The sequence below is a fragment of the Streptomyces sp. NPDC007929 genome (assembly GCF_042959065.1).
In the GTDB taxonomy this organism is placed as follows: Bacteria; Actinomycetota; Actinomycetes; order Streptomycetales; family Streptomycetaceae; genus Streptomyces.
In genome coordinates this window covers 121122-142500 of the sequence record NZ_JBIBKD010000005.1, presented here as the reverse complement: position 1 = coordinate 142500, position 21379 = coordinate 121122, and the positions used below count along the sequence as shown (strand labels likewise).

At 74.0% G+C, this 21379-nt stretch carries 16 protein-coding genes and 1 pseudogene; 8 read left to right on the top strand and 9 right to left on the bottom strand.

From position 1 onward, the window contains the following. Positions 1-24 precede the first annotated feature (24 nt). The gene (locus ACFZDE_RS18100) at positions 25-795 is read left to right on the top strand and encodes a glycosyltransferase (protein ID WP_391200670.1); all 771 of its coding nucleotides are present in this window, start codon (positions 25-27) and stop codon (positions 793-795) included. Here the strand turns inward: ACFZDE_RS18100 and ACFZDE_RS18095 are convergent. The 3 genes from ACFZDE_RS18095 to ACFZDE_RS18085 form a co-directional block, all read right to left on the bottom strand. Continuing rightward, a complete protein-coding gene (locus tag ACFZDE_RS18095) occupies positions 790-1551 on the bottom strand; it encodes a PIG-L family deacetylase (RefSeq protein ID WP_391200668.1) in 762 nt (253 codons plus the stop codon). The genes ACFZDE_RS18100 and ACFZDE_RS18095 overlap by 6 nt on opposite strands. A gap of 25 nt (positions 1552-1576) precedes the next feature. Then, positions 1577-1789, bottom strand: coding sequence for a 4Fe-4S domain-containing protein (locus tag ACFZDE_RS18090; protein WP_391200666.1), 213 nt, complete (start codon positions 1787-1789; stop codon positions 1577-1579). A 95-nt stretch (positions 1790-1884) separates the two neighbouring features. Beyond that, on the bottom strand, positions 1885-2364 hold the full coding sequence (locus tag ACFZDE_RS18085) for a hypothetical protein (RefSeq protein WP_391200664.1): 480 nt from the start codon (positions 2362-2364) through the stop codon (positions 1885-1887). Positions 2365-2709: 345 nt separating this feature from the next. Between ACFZDE_RS18085 and ACFZDE_RS18080 the strand changes: the two genes are divergently transcribed. Continuing rightward, positions 2710-6909 carry an AAA family ATPase gene (locus tag ACFZDE_RS18080; protein WP_391200662.1) on the top strand — a complete coding sequence of 1400 codons (4200 nt, stop codon included), beginning with the start codon at positions 2710-2712 and terminating at the stop codon, positions 6907-6909. 187 nt (positions 6910-7096) lie between these two features. Here the strand turns inward: ACFZDE_RS18080 and ACFZDE_RS18075 are convergent, their stop codons facing one another. From ACFZDE_RS18075 to ACFZDE_RS18060, 4 genes are all read right to left on the bottom strand, one after another. Next, entirely contained in the window at positions 7097-7669 is a 573-nt protein-coding gene (locus ACFZDE_RS18075; protein ID WP_390998303.1) for a GNAT family N-acetyltransferase, read from the bottom strand. 188 nt (positions 7670-7857) lie between these two features. Then, entirely contained in the window at positions 7858-8397 is a 540-nt protein-coding gene (locus ACFZDE_RS18070) for a DinB family protein (protein ID WP_391200660.1), read from the bottom strand. A gap of 9 nt (positions 8398-8406) precedes the next feature. Continuing rightward, positions 8407-8901, bottom strand: coding sequence for a hypothetical protein (locus ACFZDE_RS18065; RefSeq protein WP_391200658.1), 495 nt, complete (start codon positions 8899-8901; stop codon positions 8407-8409). 211 nt (positions 8902-9112) lie between these two features. Further along, positions 9113-9979, bottom strand: a complete 867-nt coding sequence (locus ACFZDE_RS18060) for a bifunctional DNA primase/polymerase (RefSeq protein ID WP_391200656.1) — start codon at positions 9977-9979, stop codon at positions 9113-9115. 371 nt (positions 9980-10350) lie between these two features. Between ACFZDE_RS18060 and ACFZDE_RS18055 the strand changes: the two genes are divergently transcribed. From ACFZDE_RS18055 to ACFZDE_RS18030, 6 genes are all read left to right on the top strand, one after another. Next, positions 10351-10677: a hypothetical protein gene (locus ACFZDE_RS18055; RefSeq protein WP_391200654.1), complete on the top strand. Its 327-nt coding sequence runs from the start codon at positions 10351-10353 to the stop codon at positions 10675-10677. A gap of 180 nt (positions 10678-10857) precedes the next feature. Continuing rightward, positions 10858-11772, top strand: coding sequence for an OB-fold domain-containing protein (locus ACFZDE_RS18050; RefSeq protein WP_391200652.1), 915 nt, complete (start codon positions 10858-10860; stop codon positions 11770-11772). A 68-nt stretch (positions 11773-11840) separates the two neighbouring features. Next, the gene (locus tag ACFZDE_RS18045; RefSeq protein ID WP_390999103.1) at positions 11841-12224 is read left to right on the top strand and encodes a MaoC/PaaZ C-terminal domain-containing protein; all 384 of its coding nucleotides are present in this window, start codon (positions 11841-11843) and stop codon (positions 12222-12224) included. Continuing rightward, entirely contained in the window at positions 12221-13393 is a 1173-nt protein-coding gene (locus ACFZDE_RS18040; RefSeq protein ID WP_391200650.1) for a lipid-transfer protein, read from the top strand. Before ACFZDE_RS18045 ends, ACFZDE_RS18040 begins: the two co-directional genes overlap by 4 nt. Positions 13394-13526: 133 nt before the next feature. Next, positions 13527-14087, top strand: coding sequence for a SigE family RNA polymerase sigma factor (locus tag ACFZDE_RS18035; RefSeq protein WP_390998284.1), 561 nt, complete (start codon positions 13527-13529; stop codon positions 14085-14087). A 126-nt stretch (positions 14088-14213) separates the two neighbouring features. Further along, positions 14214-15890 (top strand): long-chain-fatty-acid--CoA ligase, encoded by a 1677-nt coding sequence (locus tag ACFZDE_RS18030; RefSeq protein WP_391200648.1) that lies wholly within the window; start codon positions 14214-14216, stop codon positions 15888-15890. Positions 15891-15917: 27 nt separating this feature from the next. Here the strand turns inward: ACFZDE_RS18030 and ACFZDE_RS18025 are convergent. Continuing rightward, positions 15918-16358 (bottom strand): annotated as a pseudogene (locus tag ACFZDE_RS18025) (hypothetical protein); the annotation flags it as partial. 130 nt (positions 16359-16488) lie between these two features. After that, the gene (locus ACFZDE_RS18020) at positions 16489-21345 is read right to left on the bottom strand and encodes a PAS domain-containing protein (protein ID WP_391200646.1); all 4857 of its coding nucleotides are present in this window, start codon (positions 21343-21345) and stop codon (positions 16489-16491) included. Positions 21346-21379 lie beyond the last annotated feature (34 nt).

The window sequence follows — 21379 nt, the reverse complement described above, 5'->3', positions numbered from 1 at the left end:
GGCGTGCCGGTCGGAGAAGGGTGGGTGAGCGTCGCCGTGAGTCGGCGCATCGTCGTCGTCACCGCCGTGCACGGCCCCCACGCCCGGTTCCTGCCGGAGGCCTACGCGTCGCTGTGCGCGCAGCGACTCCCCCAGGGCTGGGAGTGGCACTGGGTCGTGCAGGAGGACGGGGAGAGCGAGGACGTCCTGCCGCATGTGCCCAGCGACGCTCGGGTGACGTTCCGGCAGGGGCGGGCCGGGGGGCCCGGGGTCGCGAGGACCATGGCGCTGGCCCACGGGGACGGGGCGTACGTGAAGGTCCTCGACGCCGACGACCAGCTGACGCCGGGCGCGCTCGCCCGGGACCTCGCCGTGCTGGAGGGTGACCCGGACCTCGGCTGGGCCACGTCGCGGGTGCTCGACCTCCTGCCCGACGGGTCGACCGGAGGGTTCCCCGGCGATCCGGACCAGGGGCCGATCGAGCGCGGAGAGGTGCTCGCGCACTGGAAGGCGAACGGCTTCCTCGCGCCCGTGCATCCCGCCTCACTGTTCGTACGACGGGAGTTGCTGCTCGCCCTGGGCGGCTGGATGGCACTGCCCGCCTCGGAGGACACCGGGCTCCTGCTGGCCCTGAACGCGGTGAGCCGGGGCTGGTTCTCGGCCGAGGTGGGCCTGCTGTACCGGAAGTGGGCCGGGCAGGTGACGGGACAGCCGGCCCACACGGACCGTGCCGAGCGCGAGGTACGCATGGCCGTCGTGGAGGCCAGGGCCCAAGCCCTCTCGCACCTCCGGTGGGGGGCGCCGGCGGCGTTATGAGAGAAGTTCGGTCTGTGCCGGGGCCGTGGGTGACGGGTCGTGGCGGGTGTAGTACTCCGTGCCGAGCAGCCGTTCCCTTTCGGGCCCGGGCAGGGCGGCGACCAGGCCCGGCGCGGCTCCCCGCGCCACCTCCGTGCGGTGCGCCAGGATCGCCGCGACCTTCCGGTCCAGCCAGGGGGTGACGTCGACGGTGGCGGTGACGCGTTCGCCGGGGACCGTCCGCAGCGCCTTCCCCACGTCGGCGAGGTGTCCGCCCCATGCCCCGACCGCCGCGTGCGAGTGCGTGGACAGGTAGAGGGCGCTCGGCTGCCAGGGCTCTCCCGCGTCCGGGTAGAGACGTTCCAGACCGGCCGCTGTGACGGCGAGCGTGGCCACTCGGTGGGTGTGCACATGGTCCTCGTGGCCGGTCAGGCCGCCGTAGGCGTCATGCGTGACGACGATCTGCGGGCGGAAGTCCCGCAGGTGTGCGACCAGTTCCCGCACCGCCTCGTCCAGCGGCGCTTCGCACCAGCGCGGCCTGCCCGGAGCCGAGTCCGGGACGCGGGAGTCGGCGTAGCCCAGCATGCGCGGGGTGCCCGCGCCCAGGATGTGGAGCGCGTCGGCCAGTTCCGCGGCGCGCGGGGTGTCCGCCGACCAGGTCGCCGTGACGACCGCCGTGCGTGCGCCCTCGGCCGCGTGGCGCGCGAGGACGCCGCCCGCCGACAGGGACTCGTCGTCGGGGTGGGCGAAGACCGCGAGCAGGCTCGGTGCAGGCATCCGTCAGCATCCGTCAGCTGCACACCTAGGGGTGGCCCGGGGGTGAGGACGAGCGGGCGATGCTGATCGCCTGGCTCGGGCATCTCTCGGCCGCCTCCAGGATCGACGGGTTCTCGCCTGTCTCCTCGTGGCCCGGGCGGACGACGCCGTAGCCGTCGATGAAGTCGAAGACCGCCGGGGCGCGGTGGGCGCACTCGGCGGAGCCGTAGCAGAGGTCGCGGTCGACGGAGATCCTCATGCCTCTTCTGTCTCCCTTCTGACGGCGTCGGGGCCAGGGAATCCATGGCCGTCGGGAGTTGACTGCCCAGTGGGGCGCGGGCTGAACCGGGCCGGTCAGCGCCTGTCCGCGGCGGTCGCCAGCCAGTGGGCCACCCGTCGTACGGCGGCCTCGTCGAGGCGGTCGACCAGGGCCTGGACGGTCGTGTCGTCCTCGGGGGAGAGGTCGTAGAAGCCCGCCTTGGTCAGGCCGGACAGGAGGACCTGGTGGCGGCGGCCGGTCATCCGCTCCGTGAGTTTGGCCGGTTCGGCGGGGGAGGGCGGGGCCGCGGGGGCGGGATCGGGCTGAGAAGCGGGGGTCGGGTGACGTGGAGTGTCGAAGCGGTGCCATGCGCCGTCCCTGGGGCCCCACAGGGCGACCGTCACCTCGTCGCCCCGTGCGCGCAGGGTGTGGGTCATCTCGCCGAGGGCGTACAGGACGGGTGTGCGGTGGGGGGCCTGGGCGGCCGTTCGCCAGGTGCCCGTGGCCGGGCGGTAGAACATCGCGACCCAGCGCGGAGCACCCTGTGGTCGTGGGCTCTCGGGACGTGACTCCACTGCGCTCACCCCTGTACATCGCTCCGGAAGCGGTACGGCAGGGCGACCATAGCTGACGGGTCGTCAGTTTTCCAGGGTGGATCGAGCGGGACCGGCGGGGTGGTTCACCACGGCGTCCGGCACCGGTCCCTCCCCTCGTGGGGACCGGTACCGGACGGTGGAGCTGCCGTCGTCCGGCACGGACGGAAGCTGACCGGATGGGTGCTCTACTGCGTCCGGATCCTGCCATTTCCGGCCACGGAGGAGGAGGTTCCGGGGCTTGGCGGAGGGTATAGCCGCAGGTCAGCCATATAGAGTGAGTTTTCCGGTCCGGACGTCCAGGCGTGGAAGTAAGGAGCTGAGACCTTGAGTTCCGACTCGGGGGCACGCACCGCCTTCGCGGAACGCCTCGCACTGCTGTACAAGGAAGCCGGCAATCCTCCCCTCAAGCGGGTGTCCGAGGCGGTCGTCCGGCTCCAGCGCGTCGACGAACGCGGGCGGCCCGTGCGGGTGTCCGCCCAGCGCATCAGCGACTGGCGGCGGGCCCGGAACGTACCCGCCCAGTTCCCCGCCCTGGCGGCGGTGCTGCACGTGCTGATCCCCGACGCGCGGCGCTCGCGGCCCACGCCGGTCTCCCCCGGGCTGTACGACCTCGGCCAGTGGCAGCGGCTCTGGGAGCGCGCGGTGGCCGACCCGGTCGGCGAGCGTCCTGCCGCGTCCGCGTCCACCGCCGAGGAACGGCAGCGGTCCGCCGACGAGAGTGCGTCCGCGCCCGGCGGGGTGTGCCCGTACCGGGGACTGGCCTCCTACCGGCGCGAGGACGCCCGGTGGTTCTTCGGCCGGGAACGGAGCACGGACGCGCTCGTCACCCAGCTCGGGTCCGTCGCGGGGGCGGGCGGGCTGGTCATGCTCGTGGGTGCGTCGGGGGCGGGGAAGTCCTCGCTGCTGAACGCCGGCCTGGTGCCCGCCCTGCGGGACGGTGCGCTGGGCGGTGACGTCGACGGCGGCGATGAGGGGAGCGGCGGCGGGAGCGGACGGGCGCGTGAGGTCGTGCAGCTCGTGCCGGGTGGCGATCCGCTGGCCGAACTGGGGCGCTGCATCCCCGAGCTGGCCGCCGCAGTCACGGCCGCGGTCCCACCTCAGGAGGCCGAGGGGGCGCCGGCGACGGACGCGTCCCTTGCCGAACGAACCGGATCCTCGGACGCCTCCCCCACAGTCGACCCCGATCCGCCCTCCCCCACAGCCGACCCCGCCCCCGAAGAACACCCCGATCCGCCCTCCCCCGCGACCGTCCGCGCCGCCGTCGCCGCGTGGGCCCGGCGCGTGGACCCCTCCGGAGCCCGGCCGGTCGTCATCGTGGACCAGTTCGAGGAGACGTTCACCCTCTGCCCCGACGAGGCGGACCGGCGTACGTTCGTCGAGGTCCTGCACGCCGCCTGCTCACCCGCCGCACCGGGCGAAGGGGCCCCGGCGATCGTCGTGCTGGGCATACGCGCCGACTTCTACGACCGCTGCCTGCGGTATCCCGAGCTGGCCGACGCACTCCAGCACCGGCACATGGTGCTCGGGCCGCTGACCACCACGGAACTGCGCGAGGCCGTGACCGGTCCGGCCAAGGCCGTCGGCCTGGAGCTGGAGCCGGGGCTCGCGGAGCTGATCGTCCGGGAGGTCAGCACGGACGGCCCGCGCGGGGCGCACGACGCCGGCGTGCTGCCGCTGCTCTCGCACGCCCTGCTCGCCACCTGGCAGCGCCGCAAGGGGGGCCGGCTCACCCTGGCCGGCTATCGCGCCGCCGGTGGCATCCAGGGCGCGGTCGCGGCGACCGCCGAACGGGCCTGGACCGGCCTCGACCCCGCCGCGCGCACCGCCGCCCGGCTGCTCCTGCTCCGCCTGGTCCGGCTGGGCGAGGACACCCAGGCCACGCGCCGCCGCGGGACCCGGCGTCAGCTCGCCGCGGAGTCGACCGACCCGGGCAAGACCGAGGAGTCCCTCGAAGCGCTGGTCCGCGCCCGGCTGGTGACGCTCGACGCGGAGACCGTGGAGATCACCCACGAGGCACTGCTGCACGCCTGGCCGCGCCTGCGCGACTGGATCGACGAGGACCGGCAGGGCAATCTGCTGCGCCAGCGCCTGGAGGAGGACGGCCGGGCCTGGGAGGAGTCGAACCGCGACGCCTCGCTGCTCTACCGGGGCTCCCGGCTGGAGCAGGCGCACGGCTGGGCGAGATCCGCCGGGGACACGTTCCTGACCCGCAGCGCCGTGGAGTTCCTGGCCGCGTCGGTCCGGCTGCGCAGGCGGATCATCTGGATCAGCCGGGGCGCGGTGGCCACGCTCGTCGCCCTGGCGATGGTGGCCGTCGGGTCGGCCGTCGTCGCCTGGCAGCAGCGGGACGAGGCCGTCTTCGAGCAGGTGCTGGCCCAGTCCGACCGCGTGCAGGACACTGATCCGTCGCTGTCCGCGCAGCTCGACCTGGTGGCACACGGTCTGCGGCCGGACGACAAGGGCGCGAACAGCCGCCTGATCTCCATCGTGAACGCCCCGCTCTCCACCCCCCTCACCGGTCACACCGGCGCCGTCTACCTCACGACCTTCAGCCCGAACGGACGAATCCTGGCCACCGCCAGCTACGACCGGACCGTACGGCTGTGGAACGTCTCCGACCCCAGACGCCCCGAGCCGCTGGGCAAGCCGCTCACCGGACACACGAGCTGGGTGAGCAGCGCGGTCTTCAGCCCGGACGGCCGTACGCTCGCCAGCGCCTCCGACGACGGCACCGTACGGCTGTGGGACGTGTCGGACCCTGGGCATCCGAAGTCGCTCGGCAAGCCCCTGACCGGGCATGACGGCACGATCTACCTGATCGCGTTCAGCCCGGACGGGCGCACGCTGGCCTCCGCGGGCGACGACCACACCGTACGGCTGTGGAACACGGCCGACCCGCGTCGGCCGCGGGCGCTGGGCGAGCCGCTGACCGGGCACACGGCGGCCGTGCGGTCGGTGGCGTTCGGGCCGGACGGGCGGACCCTGGCCGCGGGCGGCGACGACGGCACCGTACGGCTGTGGAACGTGTCCGACCCGGCCCGCCCGGAGCCCGCCGGGTCGCCGCTGACCGGGCACACGGCCACCGTGCACTCCGTGGCCTTCAGCCCCGACGGACGCACCCTCGCCAGCGGCGGCGCGGACGGCACCGTCCAACTGTGGAACATGGCCGGTCCGGGCCGCCCGGCCCCCATCGGCGCGCCGCTGACCGGTCACACCGGGCCGGTCTGGTCGGTGGCGTTCAGCCCCGACGGGAACATGCTCGCCGCGGCCAGCGCGGACAGCACCGCGAGCCTGTGGAAGGTCACCGACCCGAAGTACCCGTCGCAGGTCGGCGGGCCCCTCGCGGGCAGCAGCGGCGAGATGTACGCGCTCGGCTTCAGCCCCGACGGGCGCACCCTCGCCACCGGGGCGGGGGACAACAAGGTCCGCCTGTGGTCGCTGCCGACGGCGGACATGACCGGCCGGACGGGAGTGTTCCGGCCGGACGGCCGGCTGCTCGCGACGGCCGCACGGGACGGGCGGATCCGGCTGTGGGACGTGCGCAGGCCCGGGCAGCCCGTGCGGCAGGGGGCACCGTTCCGCCCGGGCAAGGGCGATGTGCGCTCGCTGGAGTTCTCCCCGGACGGCCGCACCCTCGCGGTCGTGACGAGTGACCGGGTGGTCGAGCTGTGGGACCTCGGCAACCCCGAACGCCCGGTCCGCCGCGGCTCTCCCCTCCCCCTGCACATCCGTTACGCCGACCCACTGGCCTTCAGCCCCGACGGGCAGCTCCTGGCCACCGCCTACGACGACCGCACCATCCAGCTGTGGAACGTGGCCGACCCGGCCCGGCCGCGCCCGCTCGGCAGGCCCCTCACCGGCCACAAGGGCTATGTCAACCACCTCGTGTTCAGCCCGGGCGGCCCGAGTGGCCCGAGCGGCCCGAGCGGCCAGAGTGGCTCGGGCGCCCGGACGCTCGCCAGCGGCAGCGCGGACGGCACGATCCGGCTGTGGAACGTGACCGCCCCCGGCCGGGCGACCCTGATCGGGAAGCCGCTGCGGGGCCACCTCGGAGCGGTCAACGCGCTCGCCTACAGCCGCGACGGCCGCACCCTGGCCAGCGCCGGTGACGACAACTCGGTCCGCCTCTGGGACATCGCGAACCCCGCCGGGGCCTCCCAGCAGGCGCGGCTCACCGGCCACACGGAGGCGGTCGTGTCGCTGACCTTCAGCCGCGACGGCCGCACCCTGGCCAGCGGCGGCAACGACAGCACCGTCCGGCTGTGGAACGTCTCCGAGCCCTCGCACGCCACCGCGATCGGGCAGTCGATGAGCCCCAACTCCAAGACGGGCACGTTCCTGGCGTTCAGCCCGAACAGCCACATGCTGGGGGTGTCGAGCGGCTCGGACACCATCAGGCTCTGGGACCTCGACGTCGACACGGCCGTGCGCCGCATCTGCTCGATGACGCGGGGTGTGCTGACGCCGGACACCTGGCGTGAGTACCTGCCCCGGCTCGACTACGATCCGCCGTGCGACGGCTGACGGGGCCGTCCCGCCCAACGGCTCCGGCGGTCACGGCAGTTGCGTGATACGGGTCACAACCTGGGCTTCCTGACGGGCAGTCGGCTCATGGTGGGCAAGCGCTTGTTACCCTTGGCCATAGCTCGACCGCTGGTGCATCCCCCGTCGCCAGCGGTCGAGCGTTTTTCTGTGCGCTCCAAGACGCCTCTCAGCGCAGGTCGAGGCGCATCAGGATCCGGGGATGACCGGCCAGGACCGACGTCGTGTCGGCGGCGTGGACGAAGCCGGCGCGTTCGAAGTTCTTCCGCAGTCCCGCGTAGGCCATCGTCAGGTCGACCCGGGCGTCGCCGTTGTCCAGGGGGTACGCCTCGATCGCCGGTGCGCCCCGCTCCCGGGCGAACTCGACGGCGCCGGCGATGAGGGCGTGCGAGATGCCCTGCTTGCGGTGGCCGGGGCGGACCCGGACGCACCAGAGCGACCACACCGGCAGGTCGTCGATGTGCGGGATCTTGCGGTTGCGGGCGAACGAGGTGTCAGCGCGCGGGGCGACGGCGGCCCAGCCGACCGGTTCGTCACCGTCGTGGGCGAGGACACCCGGGGGCGGCTCCTCGCGGCACAGTCCGGCGACGTACTCGCCGCGGGCCGGGCCGCGCAGTTCGTTGTTGAGCCGGGAGGGGAGCCGGTAGCTCAGGCACCAGCAGACGTTCGCCCCGGGCGACTTGGGCCCGAGCACGGCACGGACGCCCTCGAAGTCCCGGGCCGGCCGGACGGTGATGCTCATGCCCCCACGATGCCACGCACGGGGTGGCCGCGCCCGGGGAAATGGGACGGGGCCGGGGAGACGGGACGCGGCCAGGAGACGGGACGCGGCCAGGGAGACGGGACGCGGCCGGGGAAGCGGGACGCGGCCGGGCCGTACGCGATCACCGGGCCTCTTCTCGTGCGGTCACCGCGCCTCTTCTCGTGCGGTCATCGTGTCTCGCTGTGCGCGGACGCCGCCCGCAGGAGCCGGAGTTGGCCGATCTCGGCCACGTTCTTCATCAGCTCCGCGTTCACCCAGGCCAGCATGTGGGCGACGGTGTACTCGGGATCGTCCGGCACCGGGAACGAGGCCGCGGCGTCCAGGTCCGGGCCGGTGACGTCGTCCAGGACCTTGAGCCACTCCGTGCGCAGGCCGCGCAGCCACTCCACGGTGGGGGCGCCCTCGCCGGGCCACTCGACGTCCTCGCGGTCGCGCGGCGGGCGGCCCTGTACGTGGTCGAGGGTGACGCTCCACCACCATCCGAGGTGCCAGCTCACCCAGCCGAGGGTGGGGACGGGCACCGGGTCGGGTTCGGTGTCCGCCCAGTCCGGCACCCAGGTGCCCTTGGGACCCCGGCGCATCGTCCAGCAATGCGCCGCGGGCTCCCAGAGGAAGTCGCCGGGCTCCAGCAGCTCCAGGTGGTACTCGAACAGCGACCAGGTCAACTCGAACTGCTGGCGCAGCAGTTCCGTACGGGAAGAGCTCATCGGACGACCCTACGGACGTGCCGGGGTGTCCCGGGCCAGAATCGGCCAGTCGAGGTCGCGCAGTGCGGGCTCGGCGTCGCAGTCCGAGGGCAGGCGCGGGGTGGCCTGGAACCAGACGACGGTCAGGCGCGAGCCGTAGGCGACCGGGTCGCGAGCCGGGTCCAGGGCCGTGGAGTGGAACGTGCCGAGACAGGCCACGGCGGGCAGCACCTCGACCGGCCCGAGCCCGCCCGCGTACTGGTCGGGGTACTCGCGCCGGGGCGGGACCAGGTGCACCGGCGTGCCCGGGCGGCACCGCTCGGCGGCCCGCAGCAGGTCGCGGATGCGCAGGTCGTTCAGCGGCTTGCAGGGGTAGCCGTCCTGGAGCTCGCCGTAGGTCGAGGAGAAGCACAGCTCGGCCAGATCCACGGGGCGGCCGGAGGCCAGGACGAGCCGGGCCAGCGCCAGGGCCGGCGTTCTCGCCTGCCGGGGCGCCGGGACCGGCGATGGTGCGTGGAGGTGCATCGAGCTCTTCCGCTGGGGGGAATGGGCGGGGCCTGGGGCACGGCGGGGGGAGCGTGGTGGCTTGTCGGTCGTGGTGTGGAGCCTTGATCTCGGTGGGCCGAGGTGGCTTGTCGGTCGTGGTGGGGCATTGCCCTCGGTGGGCCGAGGCGGTCGCCCGGTCCAGCCCCCCGTTCGAACGGCCCGGAGCGCAGGGCCGCCCCGGGGCCCCCGCTCACGGCCGGTGCCCCGTCATCCGGGCCGCCGACGCGATCGTCGTCCAAGCCTCCCGTTCGGACAGGCCGGTGTGCAGCGCCGCGTCGACCAGGGGGGTCAACAGTGCGGGGCCGATGCCGTTCTCGTAGGCCCGGCAGGCCGCCCAGAACAGGCGGGTGTTGCGCTGGCCCTCGTGCGCGGCCAGGACGAACTGGATCAGGCCCTGGCCGTGTCCGTCGGCCGCCGCGGACACCGGGTGGTGGGCGCGTGGCGGCGGGAGCAGCAGCCGGAGCAGGGAGCGCGGGCAGGGGGCGGGGGCGAGGTGCGCCGTGCCGGGGGCGGCGGCGTACACACCGTGGGCCGTGCGGGAGCCGGGGCCGACGAGGTAGCCGCCCGCCCCCCGGATGTCGATACCGGGCGCGAGGCGGCCCGCCGAGTTGGGGACGACCACGTCGGGCGGGCCGCTCAACCACAGGTGCCGCCCGCCCGAGGGCGTCACGACGACCACGGTCGGCGGGATCGTGAACAGGTGCCGCAGTGCCAGCTCGCGCAGGGCGGCCGAGGAGTCCGTGCCGGTCTTCACGTCCAGGTCGAGACCGATCAGATGGTGCGGGGGCAGCCCGCAGGCGATGCCGTAGCCGGTCGCCCAGGGCGCGGCGGCGAACAGCTCGCGGATGCGGTCCGGGTCGCTGGAGGCGTCGTAGACCCCGTGCCCGAGGCGCCCGCACGCGCCGTGGCAGGGGGAGGGGGCGGGTTCGTCGCGGTGCGGGGAGCGCAGGGCCGGGAGCTTGGAGCGGGACAGGGGGATGACGGCCAGTCCGCGTTCGGCGGCTGACAGGGCGTGTGCGAGGGCCAGCGTCGTGGCCTGCCGGTCGGTGGTGGCCATGCCTCTAGTTTCGTACGTACGTTCGAAAAAGGAAAGGGGGATCGGGTGCGGCGCGCCGGGGCCGGGCAGCGGCCCGAGGGTGTGCCGGGACGCTTCTTCCCTTGCGGCACCCGGGTTCGAACGCCCCCTTCCGGTCCCGTCCGGTACGGATGTGACGAACGGGGGTTTATCGACATGTCCTCACGCTTGCGTGCGAATCGCGGCTTCCGGTGTGGTTCGCCGGGGATTCGGTGGGCAACTCTGGACTCGCGACGTCGAGCACCGCACCGGGGCGGTCGGCCAACTTCCCTGGTGACAGCAGTGGTTCACGTACCCGGCGGTCATCGGCCGGTGCGTTCTCGGTTCCCGAAAGTCCTGGAGGGACAAGAAACATGGCAAGCATCCGTACCGCCCGCGTCATCGCGGCCGTCTCCGCCCTTCCGCTCGCGGCCGCCCTCTTCACCGGGGTCGCGACGGCGGACAGCGGCGCCTTCGCGGACAACGGATCCATCGCGTCCGCCACCGAGGCCGAGCAGGGCATCCTCGGCAGCGGCATCGGCGGCGACAACTTCGGCAACGGGGCCACCACCCAGCAGCAGGCCGTAGGGGACGGCGCCTCGAACCAGAGCAACACCGCCCAGGTCACCGGCTCGGAGTTCACCGCCGTCAACCAGGGCAACGCCAACACCGCCGTCAGCTTCTCCCCGCTGTGGTGGTGAGCTGACCGGGCCGGTGCGGCGGCATCGGCCCGGGGGCCGTGGGGGGTGTCTCGTGGGGGTGACAAACGTCTGAGCGGCGGTACTCCGGTACCGCCGCGCAGGCGTGCTCGCGTCCGCGGGGTCTTGGGGAGGGCCGCGGGGTCTTGACGGAGAACCGTATCTGACGGACAGTCAGAAACCGTGAGTGGTGAGCCGGAGGTCCACGAGGAGTTCGAGGCGCGCCTGAAGGCCTACGAGGGCCGGTCGGCCGCCGCCACCGGAGTCGGCCGCGACCCGGTCAACGAGCCGATGATCAGGCACTGGTGCGAGGCCATGGGCGACACCAGCCCCGCGTACACGGGGCCGGACGCCGTCGCTCCGCCCACCATGCTCCAAGCTTGGACGATGGCCGGCCTCACCCGCCGCCCGGAACGCACCGCCGCCTACGACGAACTCCTCACCCTGCTCGACGAGTCGGGCCACCACGCGGTCGTCGCCACCGACTGCGAGCAGGAGTACCTGCGCCCGCTGCGCCCGGGCGACGAGATCACGTTCGACTCGGTCATCGAGTCGGTGTCCGGCCGCAAGACCACGAAACTCGGGGCGGGCTACTTCATCACGACCCGCACGGACGTCCGCGCGGGCGGCGAGCCGGCCGGCACCCACCGCTTCCGCATCCTCAAGTACGCCCCCGCGCACCGGCCTTCGAAGCCAGCCGAACGCCGCCCCCGACCCGTCGTCAACCGCGACAACGCCGGTTTCTGGGAGGGCGTCGCCCGCCACGCGCTCCTCATCCAGCGCTGCACCGCCTGCGCGACCCTGCGTTTCCCCTGGCTGCCGGGGTGCGCGAGCTGCGGCTCCCCCGACTGGGACACCGTCGAGGCGAGCGGCGAGGGCACCGTCTACTCCTACGTCGTCCTGCACCACCCGCCCTTCCCGGCCTTCGAACCGCCGTACGCGGTCGGGCTGATCGAGCTGGCCGAGGGGGTGCGGATCGTCAGCAACGTGGTGGGCGTCCCTTACGGCGAGGTCCGGATCGGCATGCCGGTACGGCTGGAGTTCCGGCGCTACGACGACGAACTGGTGCTGCCCGTCTTCCAGGGGGTGACGCGGTGAAGCCCGATGCCCGCCTGTCCGAGGGTGGCGCCGTGAAGCCCGGTGACCGGACCCCTGGGCGTGACGCCGTGAAGCCCGGTGACCGGATTCCGCCGCTGGAGATTCCCATCACCCGGACCCTGATCATCGCCGGGGCGATCGCCTCTCGCGACTACCAGGACGTCCACCACGACCCGGACCTGGCGCGGCAGAAGGGCTCTCCCGACATCTTCATGAACATCCTGACCACCAACGGCCTGGTCGGCCGCTATCTCACCGACCACTTCGGCCCACGGGCACAGCTGCTGCGCGTCGCCATCCGGCTCGGCGCGCCCAACCACCCCGGCGACACCATGGTCCTGACCGGCACGGTCGAGGAGGTCGACGGCGACACGGCGACCGTCCGGGTCGTCGGCGCCAACGGCCTCGGCGACCATGTCACCGGCACCGTGACGGTGAGGGTCCCGGCATGAGCCTCAGGAGGCGGGACGCACTCGGCGGGCGGGCGGCCGTCGTCGGTGTGGGGGCCACCGCGTTCTCCAAGGACTCGGGCCGCAGCGAACTGCGCCTCGCCGTGGAGGCCGTGCGGGCGGCCCTGGCGGACGCCGGGCTGACCCCGGCCGACGTCGACGGGATGGTCACCTTCACCATGGACACCAGCCCCGAGATCACCGTCGCCCAGGCGGCGGGCATCGGGGAGCTCTCCTTCTTCTCCCGGATCCACTACGGCGGTGGCGCGGCCTGCGCCACCGTCCAGCAGGCCGCCCTGGCGATCGCGGCGGGCGTGGCCGACGTGGTCGTCTGCTACCGGGCGTTCAACGAACGCTCGGGCCGCCGCTTCGGCTCCGGGGTGCGCCACCGGGAACCCTCGGCGGAGGGCGCGGCCCTCGGCTGGTCGCTGCCGTTCGGCCTGCTCACCCCGGCCTCGTGGGTGGCGATGGCCGCCCAGCGTTACCTGCACACCTACGGGCTGACCCCCGAGGCGTTCGGGCATGTGGCGGTCGTCGACCGGAAGTACGCGGCGACCAATCCGGCGGCCCACTTCCACGGCCGCCCCATCACCCTGGCCGATCACGCCGCCTCGCGCTGGATCGCCGAACCGCTGCGGCTGCTGGACTGCTGCCAGGAGACGGACGGCGGCCAGGCCCTCGTCGTCACCTCGCTCGAACGGGCCCGCCACCTGCCGCATCCGCCCGCCGTGATCGCCGCGGCGGCCCAGGGCGCCGGACGCGCCCAGGAGCAGATGACGAGCTTCTACCGCGACGACCTGACCGGCCTGCCCGAGGCGGCGGTCGTGGCCCGGCAGCTGTGGCGGACCTCGGGGCTCGCGCCGGCCGACATCGACGTGGGCATCCTCTACGACCACTTCACCCCGTTCGTGCTGACCCAGCTGGAGGAGTTCGGCTTCTGCGGCCCCGGTGAGGCGGCGGACTTCGTGGCCGAGGAGCACCTGCCCCTCAACACACACGGCGGCCAGCTGGGGGAGGCGTACCTGCACGGCATGAACGGCATCGCGGAGGCCGTCCGGCAGATCAGGGGCACCGCGGCGAACCCGGTGCCCGGGGCGGAGCGGGTCCTGGTGACGGCGGGGACGGGCGTACCGACGTCGGGACTCGTCCTCACCGCCGACCCGCAGGGGTGAACCCGCAGTACCCCGGGGCCGGCGCTCCACCTGTAGGAGGTGCAGCAGGCCCTACCCCTACAACCTGAGGGGGACCCCGCTTAGGGACCTGCGGGCGATCCGCTCGCCGGGGTCTCGCTCATAGCGTGGAGCCATGACCACACTCGTCTGCTCGAGCGCTTCGAAGGCGTCCGGACCAGCGGCGCAGACCCTTCCGTACCCGTCGTTCTCGTCGTACGTCAGGGCCCGCCAGCCGGTGCTGCTGCGTACCGCCCGCTCGCTCACCGGCAACCCGAGCGACGCGGAGGACCTGCTGCAGACCGCGCTCGCCAAGACGTACGTCGCCTGGGAGCGCATCGAGGACCACCGTGCCCTCGACGGCTATGTGCGCCGGGCGCTGCTGAACACCCGGACCTCCCAGTGGCGCAAGCGCAAGGTCGACGAGTTCGCCTGTGACGAGCTGCCCGAGCCGGACCCGGTGGCGGGCGGGGCCGACCCGGCCGAGCAGCAGGCGCTGCGCGACGCGATGTGGCGGGCGATCATGCGGCTGCCCGCCCGGCAGCGGGCGATGGTGGTCCTCAGGTACTACGAGGACCTCAGCGAGGTGCAGACGGCCGAGGTGCTCGGCGTTTCGGTGGGTACGGTCAAATCGGCCGTCTCCCGGGCGCTCGGCAAGCTCCGCGAGGACGCTGAGCTGGGACTTGTCCGCCAGTGAGGCGGTGCGTCGGCCGGTTGTGAGATGCCCCTCCGGCACGCCGTGATGTGATCGATCGCCCGGTCCTAGTGACATACCGCGCGGTATGTGCGCAGAATCAGCGCAACTCTTACCACCGCGTAGGCAATGTCGCCCCGGGAGGACGCCGTGCTGAGCACGATGCAGGACGTACCGCTGCTGATTTCGAGGATCCTGACCCACGGGTCGACGATCCACGGGACATCGCAGGTGACCACCTGGACCGGTGAGGACGAGCCGCACCGCCGCTCCTTCGCGGAGATCGGCGCCCGCGCGGCCCAGCTGGCCCACGCGCTGAAGGACGACCTCGGCGTCACCGGCGACGAGCGCGTGGCAACCCTCGCCTGGAACAACGCGGAGCATGTCGAGGCCTACTTCGCGATCCCCTCCATGGGCGCGGTCCTCCACACCCTGAACCTCCGCCTCCCGCCCGAGCAGCTGGCCTGGATCGTCAACCACGCCGCCGACCGCGTGATCATCGCCAACGGTTCGCTGCTCCCCCTGCTCGCCCCGCTGCTGCCGCACCTCAAGCCGGTCGAGCACGTGGTCGTCACGGGCCCCGGAGACCGCTCCCTCCTCGCCGACGCGGCCGTCAGCGTCCACGAGTACGAGGACCTGATCGCCGGCAAGCCGACCTCGTACGACTGGCCCGAGCTGGACGAACGCCAGGCCGCCGCCATGTGCTACACCTCCGGCACCACCGGCGACCCCAAGGGCGTGGTCTACAGCCACCGCTCCATCTACCTGCACTCCATGCAGGTCAACATGGCCCAGTCGATGGGTCTGACCGACGAGGACACCTCGCTGGTCGTGGTCCCCCAGTTCCATGTGAACGCCTGGGGCCTGCCGCACGCGACGTTCATGACCGGCGTGAACATGCTGATGCCGGACCGCTTCCTCCAGCCGGCCCCGCTCGCCGCGATGATCGAGGCCGAGAAGCCGACCCACGCGGCCGCCGTCCCGACCATCTGGCAGGGCCTGCTCGCCGAGCTGACGGCGAACCCCCGCGACGTCTCCTCCCTCGGCCAGGTCACCATCGGCGGCTCCGCCTGTCCGCCCGCGCTGATGGAGGCCTTCGACAAGCTGGGCATGCGGGTCTGCCACGCCTGGGGCATGACGGAGACGTCCCCGCTCGGCACGATCGCCCGTCCGCCGGCCGGTGTGGCCGGTACGGAGGAGGAGTTCGCCTACCGCCTCACTCAGGGCCGCTTCCCGGCCGGCGTCGAGGCCCGCCTGACCGGCCCGGGCGGGGAACGCCTGCCCTGGGACGGCGAGTCCGCCGGTGAGCTGGAGGTGCGCGGCCCCTGGATCGCGGGCGCCTACTACAACGGCCCCGGCGCCGAACCGCTGCGCCCCGCCGACAAGTTCAGCGAGGACGGCTGGCTCAAGACCGGCGACGTCGGCACCATCTCCGCCGACGGCTTCCTCACCCTCACCGACCGCGCGAAGGACGTCATCAAGTCCGGCGGCGAGTGGATCTCGTCGGTGGAGCTGGAGAACGCGCTGATGTCCCACCCGGACGTCGCCGAGGCGGCCGTCGTGGCCGTCCCCGACGAGAAGTGGGGCGAACGCCCCCTGGCCACGGTCGTCCTCAAGGAGGGCTCCACCGCCACCTTCGAGACCCTGCGCGCCTTCCTCGCCGACGAGGGCAAGATCGCCAAGTGGCAGCTCCCGGAACGCTGGACGATCATCGCGGCGGTCCCCAAGACGAGCGTCGGCAAATTCGACAAGAAGGTACTGCGCCGGCAGTACGCCCAGGGGGAGCTGGACGTCACCAGCCTCTGACCCGCCCACGGACCGCCGTACGGCAGCTCACCGTCGTACGGCGGTCACGCCCCACCCCAGCACCAGCCACGCCCCCGCGATGACGCACACCCCGCCCCACCCGAAGTGGCTGAAGGCGACCCCCGCGAGGGCCGAGGCCGCCGCGCCGCCCGCGAAACCGGCGACCACATAGGCGGTGTTGGCCGTGGCGGGGTTGGCGGGGTTGGTGGGGGTGGCGGGGTTGGCGGTCGCGGTCAGGGCGAGGGTCTGGTTGGCGACGTGAGAGGCGACGAGCGCGGCGTGCACGGCGGCGAACAGCGCCCCCAGCACGTGCCCGCCCAGCCGGAACAGCGGTACGGACACGGCGGCGATCAGATACGCCGACCGCACCACCCGCGCCGCCCCGAACCGGTCCACCAGTCCGCCCGCCAGCGGCGCCACCGCGCTCGCGGTCAGCCCGAACAGCCCGAAGAGCCCGGCGGTCGCGCTTCTGGGAGGCCCGGAGTACGGCAGCACCGAACTGCCCCACCGCCCTGGCCAACCCGGTGTTGTCGATCCGGCTGGGCAAGGCCGACCGATCGGTGTCGTCGATCCGGCTGGATCCGGCTGAGCAAGTCGGCTAGTTGGTGCCGATCCGGCTGAGCAGTTCGACGATCCTGGTCTGCACCTCGGGACTGGTGGACCGCTCCGCGAGGAACAGCACCGTTTCCCCGGAGGCCAGCCGCGGCAGGTCGGCCTGGTCGACGGCGGCGGTGTAGACGACGAGCGGAGTGCGGTTGAGCTGCCCGTTCGCCCTCAGCCAGTCGACGATCCCGGCGGATCCCTCCTGCCGCCGCTGCACCTGCAGCAGGTCCATCACGACCAGATTCGGCCGGAACTGACCCGCCAGCGTCACCGCGTCCGCGTCACTCGCCGCCCGCGCGACCTGCATCCCGCGCCGCTCCAGCGTCGCCGTCAGCGCCAGCGCGATCTCCGCGTGCTCCTCGATCAGCAGCACCCGCGGCGGGTGCTGCTCACTGTCGCGCGGCGCCAGCGCCTTCAGCAGCACGGCCGGATCGGCGCCGTACGCCGCGTCCCGTGAGGCCTGGCCGAGCCCGGCCGTGACGAGGACGGGCACCTCGGCGGCCACCGCGGCCTGCCGCAGCGACTGCAGTGCCGTACGCGTGATCGGCCCGGTCAGCGGATCGACGAACAGCGCGGCGGGGAAGGCCGCGATCTGCGCGTCGACCTCCTCGCGCGAGTTCACGATCACCGGCCGGTAGCCGCGGTCGCTCAGCGCCTGCTGCGTGCTGACGTCCGGCGCCGGCCACACCAGCAGCCGCCGCGGGTTGTCCAGCGGCTCGGGCGGCAACTCGTCGTCCATCGGCTGCGGCCGCGGCGGATCGGCCACCTCGACGGCCCCGCCGGGCCCGTCCAGCGGCTCGGGCCCCTCGGCGGCGTTCTCGTCCGGTGCGCCTATGGCGTACGACCGTCCACCGCCCTCGGTCAGCGGGGCGAGGCGCGACTGCCCGGCGAGGGACGGCTGCGCCGGGGCCGGTGCGGTGGCCGGGGCGGGGGCCTGCGCGGCGACGGGCGGCGGCGTGTGCCCGGCGCCCGGGTGCGGACGCGCGCCCTGCTCCGGGCGGGGCGCCTGGTCGGCCGGACGCGGCTGCCCCTGCTCGGCGCGGGCCGCCTGGTCCGTACGCGTCGCCGGGTCGGGCGGCGTACCCAGCTTGCGGCGCCGCCCCGATCCGCCCGGCTGATGCGGGGCGGGCGTCTCCGACTGCGGCGCAACGGACTGCGGAACTGACGCAGGAGTGGCCTGCGGAACGGACTGCGGTACCGGCGTGGCCGACGGCTGCTGGACCTGCGCGGCCTGCCGGGTGAACGGCACGCCCTGGCCCAGCGTCCGCACGCTGATCGCCCGCCCCTGCGTCGAGTTCGGGTCGACGGGGGCTGCGGCCTCGGCGGGCAGCGGCTGAGCGGCCCGCGGCGCGCCTGCCGGTGGCAGGGGGGTGCCCGGGGCGGGGGTGTGGTGGTGCTGCGCGGGCCGGGGCGGGGCGCCGTTGGGGGGCGTGGGGGGCGTGGGGGGCGTGGGGGGCGCGGGGTGGGCGACACCGGCCCCGGATGTCTCGTCGGCGGCGGGCCAGGGCTGGGCGGCGGGGGTGCCGCCGGGCGGCGGGGCCCCGGGGGCGGATACGCCGTGGGCGTTGGTGTCCTGAGCGGGAGTGCCCTGAGGCGGGGTGCCCTGCCCGGGCCCGGCCTCCGCGGGGAGCGGCCTGCCGACGGACTGCTGCGGCCCCGGTACGGCGACGCCCTGCCCCGGGAGAGCGGCCTGCACACTCTGCCCGAGCCCGCCCTGAGCCGGGACGGACACACCGGCGGTCGCCTGGGGCGCGTTGCCCTGCGGCGGCACGGCGGCACCCGGCGCGACGGGCCCGCCCAGCCCAGCAGGACCCAGCGAGATCTGCCCGGTGACGTCCTGCGGAGAGGGCCCCGCAGACATCGGCGTGACCACGGGACCGGCGGCCGGTACGGCCCCGGGAGGCACGGGACCGGCAGTTGGCACGGCACCGGGGGGCACGGGACCGGCGGCCGGTACGGCGCCGGGGGGCACAGGGACGGCGGCCGGTACGGCACCGGGAGCTACCGGGCTGGCGGCTGGCACGGCGCCGGGAGGCACAGGACCGGCGGCCGGTACGGCGCCCGGTGCCACAGGGCTCACCTGGCCGGCACCGCCCGGCACCTGCGCCCCGGTCGCCTCCGTCGCCTCCGTCGCCTCAACCGGCTGCGGGGCCGCGACGGCCCGTCGCCGACGGCCGGTCGGCGCGCTGGTCGGATGCGGCTGCGGCGGAGTGTGGTCGGCGGACTGATCGTGCGGAACGGCGTCGTGCTGGCCCTCCTCGACCACACCCGCCCCGGCGGCAGCCGCTCCGGGAACGGCCATGGCGGCCTGCCCCTGAGGGGGCACGACACCCGGAGCACCCACGGCACCACCGGGTCCAGCGGAAACCTGCTGCCCTTGCGAGCCCGGAGCCTCCTGCCGAGCCGGAGCCGGAGCCGGAGCAGGAGCAGGAGCAGGAGCAGGGGCAGGGGCAGGCGCCTGGCCCTGGGCAGGGCCCGGAGTCTGATCCGCTTCGGCAGGCGGCAGCGCGAACACCGGCCGCGGCCCGGCCGCGGCCTCCTGCGCGGCAGCAGCGGCCCGCTCGTTGGCGGCGGCCAGCGCACGCCGCCGACGCCCGGTCGGCTGCTGGGCCTGCCCCTGATCCACCCCGGCCGGACCCGCGGTCTCACCACCGGAGGACGCCGCGGGCAACGCGGGCGGCAGCGCGGCCTGCTCACCGGGCTCACGCCGGGCCCGCCGACCGGACGGCCCGGGCACACCCTGCGGCGGCACGGTCCCGCCCAGCCCCGTGTTGGACGCGGCGGCCCCGGCCGCATGCTCGGCGGCCGTCATCACCGCTCCCTCGGCGACACCCTGGACGGCACTGCCGACGCCCTCCGCACCGGCGTTCTCGGCGGCGCGCCGCCGCCGTCCGGTGCCGCCCGACGCGGAGCCCTCACCCGACGCCTGCGCCGGAAGAGCCGCCTGTTCGCCGCCGGCCCGGCGCCTGCGCCGCCCGGTGGGCACGGCCCCGTCGGCTCCGGCACCACCCGCCGCATCGGCTCCGGCGGGCGCGGCCGTGTCGCCCTCGCCGCCCGGGACGTCCTCGTCCAGGAACGCGTCGGTGGACGCCCGGCGCGCCCGGCGCCGCCCCCCACCCGACGTCTGATCGGCGGGTTCGACGAGGGCGAGCGCGGCGGACTCGTCCACCGGCTGGGCGGCGACGGCCCCGGCCCCGCCCCCGATCGGCACCTCGAGGACGTAGGCGCTCCCGCTCATCCCCGGCACGTCATGCGTCTGCAGCACACCGCCGTGGGCCCGGACGATCCCGCGCACGATCGGCTCGTGCACGGTGTCGCCACCGGCGTACGGCCCGCGCACCTCGATGCGTACGACCTCGCCGCGCTGCGCCGCCGCCACGACGACGGTGTTGTCCAGGTAACCGCCCGCCGACACGGGCGTGTTGCCGGTCGCGTCGACCCCGGCCACGTCGGCGACGAGATGCGCGAGGGCGGTCGCGAGCAGCCGGGGGTCGACCTCGGCCTCGATGGGCGGCGCGTGCACGGCGAACTGCACCCGCCCGGGCCCGATCAGCTCGATGGCCCCGTCGACCCCGGAGGCCACGACGGCGTCCAGCATCACCTTCGTACGGGAGACGCTCTCGCTGCCGGTGTCGAGCCGCTGGTACCCGAGGACGTTGTCGATCAGCGTCGTGATGCGCGAGTAGCCGGCCGACAGGTGATGCAGCACCTGGTTGGCCTCGGGCCACAGCTGCCCGGCGTCGTCGGCGGCCAGCGCGGCCAGCTCGCGGCGCAGTTCCTCCAGGGGTCCGCGCAGCGACCGGCCGAGCAGGGTCAGCAGCTGCTCGTGCCGGGCGGCGAGCGCCTCGAAACGGTCCTTCTCCCGCTCGCCGAGGGCGGCGTACCGCTCCTCGTTCGCGGCGAGCTCCTCGGCGTGCCGCTCGCTGAGCTCCTCCACTTCGGTGACGTGCTGCTGGCGCAGTGCGGTGAGCTCGGAGGCGTGCTCCTCGGCGATCCGCTCCAGTGCCTCGGCGTGCCGCTTCTGCGCGGCCTCCTTCTCCTCGACGACGGCGTCGTACGGCCGCCGGTCGGTGAAGGTCATCACGGCGCCGACGAGCTGGTCGCCGTCGCGTACCGGCGCGGTCGTCAGGTCGACCGGCACCTTGCCGCCGTCCTTGGCGTACAGCACCTGCCCGCGCACCCGGTGCTTGCGCCCGGAGCGCAGGGTGTCGGCGAGCGGCGAGTCCTCGTAGGGGAAGGGCGAGCCGTCGGCACGGGAGTGCAGGACGAGGTCGTGCAGTTCGCGTCCGCCGAGGTCGCTGGCCCGGAAGCCCAGTATCTGGGCGGCGGCCGGATTGACGAGTACGACCCGCCCGTCGGTGTCGGTGCCGACGACGCCCTCGGCCGCGGCCCGCAGGATCATCTCGGTCTGCCGCTGGGAGCGGGCGAGCTCGGCCTCGGTGTCCACGGTCCCGGACAGGTCGCGCACGACGAGCATGAGCAGCTCGTCGCCGGTGTAGCCGTAACCGTCGTAGGCCTGCTGGCCGTTCTCGAGATTCGCACTGGTGACCTCGACGGGGAACTCGCTCCCGTCGGTCCTGCGCGCGATCATCCGGGTGGGCTTGGTCCGGGCGTGCGGATCGAGGTGCTCCGGCCGGCGCATGGAGCCGGGGATGAGCTTGGAGTCGAACTGCGGCAGCAGATCGAGCAGCCCGCGCCCCACCAGAGCGGTCCCCGGGGTCTCGAAGGCCTCCAGGGCGATGGTGTTGGCGTTGACGACCGTCCCATTGGCGTTGACCAGCACCAACGCATCGGGAAGCGCGTCCAGTATGGCTGCGAGGCGAGCAGCGCCTCGGGATGGCCTGCTGCTCACGAGACGCTTCCTCCCTGTTACCGCACCTTGCCGA